Source organism: Mycobacterium heidelbergense, assembly GCF_050205645.1.
Taxonomy (GTDB): domain Bacteria; phylum Actinomycetota; class Actinomycetes; order Mycobacteriales; family Mycobacteriaceae; genus Mycobacterium; species Mycobacterium heidelbergense_A.
In genome coordinates, this window is the sequence record NZ_JBNMQT010000005.1 from 270,948 (window position 1) to 277,734 (window position 6,787).

Here is a 6,787-nt window from a genome sequence, read left to right on the forward strand (position 1 = left end):
TAGCATGCGAACGAAGGTTCGGTCGTCCGCGCCGTTTATCTGCGATGCGAAAGAGGCCAGGGGCGTCGAAAAATGCAGTGGATCGGCGCTTGGTGGCGTCAACCCGACCACTACGAATGGTTGTCGGACTACCTCTCCGTGCGTGGACTCAAGCCATTTGTGCGCTACTTGATGGTCGCCATCCTGGCAACGCTGGCCGCCGCCACGTTGCTCATGCTGAGCAGCCCATCGGGTCCGCAGACGCACGCGCAGTGGGCCGTAGCCTTGGTGTTCGTTGTCAGCCTGGTGGCAATGGCGCTCGTCTGGCTGCTCAGTTGGCCGACGCCGGCGCAATCTCGGGTGTTTTCGATAGTGGGGGCACTATCCATCGCCGCGACGTGCCTGGTCGAGGGCGATCCGCGCAGCGGAATGCTCGGGTGCGCGGCATTCGGTGGCCTTGCGGGTTACGTCGCGTTTTTCCATTCCGCTCGCCTCCTGGTTTTCACGCTGGTCACCGCTTTCGGCACTGCGGCGGTGTGCGCCGCCCGCATCGCGGCGGCGGGCGACGCATCGATGGCCACGGCCAAGCTGCTGGTGCTCAGCGCCGGAATCCTGGCCGTGCCGTTCTGCGGACAGATACTCGTGCACTGGCTGTCGGTAGATGCCTTGAAATCCTCGACCGATCCGCTCACCGGCTTGCGCAACCGGCGCGGCTTTTATCGGTCGGCGTCCAAGCTGCTAACCGTGGAAAAGCGCGGCCTGTATTTGAGTGTCTTGATGCTCGATCTTGATAATTTCAAGCGCATCAACGACACCCACGGTCACGCTGCCGGTGACCGGATCTTGGTGGCCGTAGCCGACAACCTGCGTCGGATCAGCAACAGTGGAACGGTCGTCGCCCGGGTCGGCGGAGAGGAGTTCCTGGTCGCCGAAACCATCGGAGCGCAAGACGCACTTCAGACCGCCGAGGCGATGCGACTGGCAATCGCTGCCACCCCCTGGGGCGTGACAGCCAGCTTTGGTGTCAGCAGCATCCGACTGCCGTCGGATGGTGAAGCCCCGAACCGCCAGGTTGTCGAACGCCTAGTCGAGGCCGCCGATGGCGCGATGTACGACGCGAAACGCGCTGGCGGAAACCAAGTTCGGCATGCCGACATTCCGGTACCACCCAGCCGCTGAGGGTGGCCGAGAGGCATTCAGCCCCGCGGTGATTCCGTCGGTAGTAGGTGCGGAAGGCCGAAGTGCCGCAACGCATCGACGTTCTGGAACGACACGACGTGATCGATACCGTTCGGCGCAAAAGTGAGCACATGTAGGGCGTGCAGGCGATGCTGTCCATCGGCGGTCGCCGGGTACAGCGCCACTGCGGGTTGTCCATTGGCCGCCGTTTGCACGACCGGGGTATTGCCGAAAGCGCGCATGCGCGCACCGAGAAAGGCGCCGATCATGGCGTTGCCCCTAAACCAGGTGAGGAATGGCGGCATCTCGAAGAGGGCGTCCTCGGTCAACACCGCGACCAGTTCGTCCACGTCGGCGTTTTGAAACGCGGCCACATACCGGTCGAGCAGTTCACGCTGCCGCTCTTCTAATGGCTGCGCCCGCGAGTCGACATCCGCGGGCAGATGCGTGCGTGCCCGCTGCAGTGCGCTGTTCACCGCGGCGACACTCAAATCGAGTAGTGCCGCGACTTCGGTTGCGGGCCAACCTAATACCTCCCTCAGAATCAGCACCGCTCGCTGCCGTGGGGGAAGCAGCTGCAGCGCGGCCACGAAGGCCAGGCGCATGGATTCCCGCGCGGCGACCACCGCGGCAGGGTCGCTCGTCGTGGCCGCCAACAGCGAATCGGGGGCCGGCTGCAGCCATGTCACCTCCGGGCTAGCGGCCATGACGCGCGCGGTGGGGTCGTTGGCCGGCGCGTGCAGGTCCGACGGCAGAGGGCGGCGCTTTGCACGCTCGAGCGCCTTGATGAACGCCCGGGTGGCGATGCGGTACAACCATGTGCGCAGCGACGAGCGGCCCTCGAAATGCTCGTAGGCGCGCCATGCGTCCAGGTAGACGTCCTGCACGACGTCTTCGGCGTCGTCGACGGAACCGAGCATCCGGTAGCCGTAGGCGATCAGCTCGGCCCGAAACGGCTCAGCCAGCCGCGCGAAGTCGTCCCCGTTGCCAGTGGTGATGCTCATGTTGATCCGGTGCCCCATACGTGTCATGCCAAGGCCATTCGTTGATGTAGCGCTGCCGGCCCAACGGGGTCAGATCGAGGAACCGGTAGGTGCTCAGCATGACATCGGCACCGACACCGTAGGCCGAATAGGTGTGAAACACCTTGCCGCCGTCCTGGACGAAGACGCTGATGCCTTGCCCGTCGGCACCATTGGTCGCCACGTACTCCAATCCTTCGCGGACCAGCGTCGCCTTGTCCTTGTAGTTGTATTCGACTGGCGCGATCGACTCGTCGGTGCTGACGTGGAAGTCGTAGTTGAAGTCGCTGCCGTGCGACGAGTACCAAGGCAGGCGCCATCCCATGCGGGCCTTGAATCGGCTGAGCCGTGCGTACGGCACCCGTGACACCAGCGCCAGCGTCGTGTCTGCGCCCTCGTTGAGATGGATCGGATCCGGCATGTTGTCCACGGCGAATGAGCAACTCGGACAGCCGTCGTCGATGTCGTGCAGCCACATGAAGTGGTAGACGATCAACTGGCCGCGGCCCTCGAAGAGGTCGATCAGCGCGACCTCGCCGTCGGGTCCCTCGAAGACATAGTGCTTGTCGATGGCCACTGCGGGAAGTGCGCGGCGCTGCTCGGCCAGCATCGCGAGCTGCCGGCTGGCGGCCTTTTCCTTGGCTAGCAGGTCCAGGCGCTGCGCCAGCCACTCCTCGCGCGTGGCCGTACGGGTGATTTTCATTGTTGGCTCCTTTCCTCAGCGGTACTGAGGCGTCCACCGGTCGAAACTCATCGGCGTAGCTCAAGGTCGGCGGCCGTGATAGGAGCCGATCAACGCCGCGTACATCACGACAGGCGGCGTGGCCAGGCGCTTGGCCAGCTCCCGGTGGAATTCTCGGTAGGCGCCGCAATCCCCGAACGGGTCGGTGGTGCCGTCGAATGCGACGACGTGCATGAAGCCGACTCCGTCATCGAACATCAGTACCTGGTACTCAACTCCCCCAGGATCTCGGGCAGCCAGCTCGCGTAGCACGTCCTCGATCAGCTCACGGTTCCGTTGCGCGGCATCGTTCGTCGTGAAGTACTGCACCACGGCGGCTCTCTTCACCCGCATCACCTCCATCAGTACAGAGGTCGGCAGGCTGCCGAATTCACCGGCTGCGATGCGATGAGTTTCAGCGGCTCGTCTCCTCCATATAGGCAACCCGACTAGAAACCAGGAGCAGAAATGAAACTCGACAACGACACGCGGCAACTGATCGCTTCCAACCCCGCGACGCTGGTCACGAACAATCGCGACGGCACTCCGCAAGTGAGCGTGGTCTGGATGGTGGTGCAGAGCACCGACGACGGCGCTGATGAGCTGGTCGTCGCCCACCTGGAGGAGCATCAGAAGGTCCGCAACATTCGTCGTGATCCCCGCGTGGCCGTGACCATCGTGTCCAGCGACCGCAGCGGCCTGCAGACGCCCTACTTGTCGATCAAGGGCACGGCGCGCATCGAGGAGGGCGGCGCGCCCGAACTGCTGGGCGAGATCGCCACGGCGCTCCTAGGACCGGGCACCGGTTTTCCGCCACCCGGCTCACCGCCCGGATACCTGACTCGCATCACGATCGACAGGGTGGGCGGCGTCGGGCCCTGGGCGGCCTGACGGCGGACGGCGTCGCTTCCGCAGAACTTCAGGAGTGAGCCCAGGAGGTGCGTTAGGGTCGGGTTTGTAGCCGACCGCGGGCGAGGTAAGCAACGACTGCGAGATCCACCAGGGACGCGATGCCGCTAAGTGAAGGTGCACAGTTCGCCGGCTATACCCTGGTGCGGCTGCTGGGCACCGGTGGGATGGGCGAGGTGTATTTGGCCCGCCATCCTCGATTCCCGCGGCACGAAGCGCTCAAGGTGTTGCGCGCGGACGTCTCGGCCGATCCCGATTTCCAGCAGCGCTTCAATCGGGAGGCCGAGTTAGCCTCCCGGCTGTGGCACCCGCACATCGTCGGCGTGCATGACCGCGGCGAATTTGAAGGCCAACTGTGGATCACGATGGACTACGTCGACGGCACCGACCTCGGCGCACTCGTCGGCACGCACTATCACTCGGGAATGCCCGTGGAGGCAGCGCTGTCGGTGGTCAATGCCGTTAGCGACGCCTTGGACTACGCCCATCACCGCGGCTTGCTACACCGCGACGTCAAGCCCGCCAACATCATGGTGAGCCGACCCGATGACGGCAGCACATCGCGAATCTTATTGAGCGACTTCGGTATCGCACGCCCGATCGATGACACTACCGGTCTGACTGTGACCAACATGGCGGTGGGAACCGTTAACTACAGCGCGCCCGAGCAGCTCATGGGCGCGGCCCTCGATGGCCGTGCCGACCAATACGCGCTGGCGGCTACCGCCTACTACTTGTTGACCGGTACCAAGATGTTCTGCAACCTTCCCGCGGTAGCCGTGATCAGCGCTCACCTGACGGCGCCGCCGCCGCTGCCGGGAGCCATACGCCCCGACCTTGCCAGCACAGATGCGGTGTTCGCCCGCGCCTTAGCCAAAGATCCTCGACAGCGCTTCGAGCGGTGTGCCGACTTTGCGGCGGCCTTGGCCGACCGGCTGCGGATCGGCCATTACCCGCGCAGCCCATACGCCGCGGTTCAGACGGCCGGTCCCGGGGATCCGCAGTCCTGGACAATGGTCAGGCCGGGGCCGGCCCCGGCGCCGCATTACGACGCTCCTTCGCAGCCGCGACCGCGAACATGGTCGCGGCGGTGGGTCGCCATTGCAGCGGCGGCCGTGATCTGCGTGGCTGCAGTGGCCGCATATTTGGTCGTTTCGCATGGCGCTGATCGCCATTCCCCAGCGAGTTCGGCCACAGCTGAAGGCGCTCGGCTAGCCGCACAGAACTATCTCGAGGCACTCTCGCGCGGGGACGCCGCCACCGCATTGTCGTTGAGCGCCAATCCGCCGGCCACCAGGGAATGGGTCAGCGCCGATGCACTGCGCGCTCAATTGGCGTCGGCACCGATCACCGACATCACGGTCACTTCGGCTCCCCCGGCGTCCGGCGATGACCCCACTAGCGTCCAGCACGTGATTTTGTCGGCTCGCTTCGGTTCGGCGCTGTCGCAGGCGCGGATCGCGGTGCGCCGCAACGGCAACGACTGGAAACTGGACACCGCTACCGTGCCCGTCGATATTGGTACACCGGGAACCACGAACGCTTCCTTCAAGGCTGTCGCGCTGTTCGGAATCGCCACGAACGGAACGACGCCTGTCTCGGTTTTTCCTGGCGCACTCGTCGTCTCATCGTCGAACCGATTTGTCGATATCAGTGCGCAGGCGGCACCGGTGCTACTGAATGCGCTGGCCGCGAACGCCACCCACCCGAGCATCCAACCCGTAGCGACCCTCAACGATACCGGCCTGCAAGCCGCCAAAGCGGCGGTCGATAACTGGGAAAAATATTGCTATCACGGCGTCGCCCCGCCCCCGGAGTGCGGCCACGGCTATTCCTCCAACAACACCGGGACCGTCACCAGCGCGGGGGACTTCTCCCAGGCCAAGCTCACTTTTGATCCCACGACCATGGTGGTCGCGGTGTCGGGCACCATCAAATACACGGGGACCACATCGACGGGCAACCCCTTCGATGTGACCTATAACCCGGGTGGCACGGTCGATTTGACCAAAGACCCTCCGACATACACCGTCCACAACTGAGCCAACCACACGTGAGAAAAGGAAGGTGAAGTCATGCCGTTGAGCGAAGGCGCATCGTTTGCCGGCTATACGGTGGTGCGGCTGCTGGGCGCCGGCGAGATGGGCGAGGTGTATTTGGTCCAGCATCCCCGGTTGCCGAGATTGGAAGCGCTCAAGGTTCTGCGTGCTGACCTGTCGGGCGACCGAAACTTCCAACAGCGGTTCATCCGCGAGGCGGATCGGGCCTCCGAGCTTTGGCATCCCCAAATCGTCGGAGTACATGACCGAGGCGAATTCAACGGCCAGCTCTGGATCGCGATGGACTATGTCAATGGCCCCAACTTGCGCACAGTGCTGTCCCAGCACCCGGCAGGGCTCACTCCCGCTGAGCTGATCGCGGTGGTGAGCAGCGTCGGTGGCGCGTTAGACCACGCCCATCACCGTGGTCTGCTACACCGCGACGTCAAGCCGGCCAACATCATGATCAGCCATCCCGACGATGGTAGTGCACCACGAATCTTGTTGAGCGACTTCGGCATCGCCCGCCCAGCCGAGGACGACGACGTGACCACTAGCGTGGTCACAGACACCATCAAATCGATGGGAACCTTCAACTACGCCGCACCCGAACTGCTGCGCGGAGCCGCCCTCGATGGCCGTGCCGACCAGTACGCACTGGCCGCCACGGCCTACCACCTACTGACCGGCGTTCAACCTTTCTCCGACGCCAACCCCGTCTCCGTGATCCGCGCGCATTTGACCGCGCCCCCTCCGCGGCCAGGAGCCACGCGGCCCAGTCTGGCCAGCACCGACGCGGTATTCGCGCAGGCATTGGCCAAAGACCCCGCCCAACGCTTCGCCCGCTGCAGCGACTTCGCCGCCGCCCTCGCGGGCCAACTCCAAACGCCGGCCACCCTGGCCGGCCCGACGCCGCCGCCCACCCCTACCGCAAGCAC

7 protein-coding genes are annotated in these 6,787 nt (G+C 64.6%); 4 read left to right on the forward strand and 3 right to left on the reverse strand.

Annotation, left to right across the window (positions count from 1 at the left end):
- The first annotated feature begins 72 nt into the window (after positions 1–72).
- The gene (locus ACQI5H_RS08000) at positions 73–1,158 is read left to right on the forward strand and encodes a GGDEF domain-containing protein (protein WP_427078847.1); all 1,086 of its coding nucleotides are present in this window, start codon (positions 73–75) and stop codon (positions 1,156–1,158) included.
- Positions 1,159–1,175: 17 nt separating this feature from the next.
- On the opposite strand, the gene ACQI5H_RS08005 is transcribed toward ACQI5H_RS08000, so the two are convergent.
- From ACQI5H_RS08005 to ACQI5H_RS08015, 3 genes are read right to left on the reverse strand one after another with little or no spacing between them, the layout of a single operon-like run.
- Positions 1,176–2,162, reverse strand: a complete 987-nt coding sequence (locus ACQI5H_RS08005) for a sigma-70 family RNA polymerase sigma factor (protein WP_427078848.1) — start codon at positions 2,160–2,162, stop codon at positions 1,176–1,178.
- Positions 2,116–2,883 (reverse strand): DUF899 domain-containing protein, encoded by a 768-nt coding sequence (locus ACQI5H_RS08010; RefSeq protein WP_427078849.1) that lies wholly within the window; start codon positions 2,881–2,883, stop codon positions 2,116–2,118. The genes ACQI5H_RS08005 and ACQI5H_RS08010 overlap by 47 nt, the downstream gene beginning before the upstream one ends.
- Before the next feature lie 60 nt (positions 2,884–2,943).
- Positions 2,944–3,249: a hypothetical protein gene (locus tag ACQI5H_RS08015; RefSeq protein ID WP_427078850.1), complete on the reverse strand. Its 306-nt coding sequence runs from the start codon at positions 3,247–3,249 to the stop codon at positions 2,944–2,946.
- 120 nt (positions 3,250–3,369) lie between these two features.
- On the opposite strand from ACQI5H_RS08015, the gene ACQI5H_RS08020 reads away from it, so the two are divergent.
- The 3 genes from ACQI5H_RS08020 to ACQI5H_RS08030 form a co-directional block, all read left to right on the forward strand.
- On the forward strand, positions 3,370–3,792 hold the full coding sequence (locus tag ACQI5H_RS08020; protein ID WP_427078851.1) for a TIGR03618 family F420-dependent PPOX class oxidoreductase: 423 nt from the start codon (positions 3,370–3,372) through the stop codon (positions 3,790–3,792).
- 119 nt (positions 3,793–3,911) lie between these two features.
- Positions 3,912–5,852 (forward strand): serine/threonine-protein kinase, encoded by a 1,941-nt coding sequence (locus ACQI5H_RS08025; protein ID WP_427078852.1) that lies wholly within the window; start codon positions 3,912–3,914, stop codon positions 5,850–5,852.
- A 33-nt stretch (positions 5,853–5,885) separates the two neighbouring features.
- On the forward strand, positions 5,886–6,787 hold a 902-nt coding region (locus ACQI5H_RS08030; protein WP_427078853.1), incomplete at its 3' end, for a serine/threonine-protein kinase.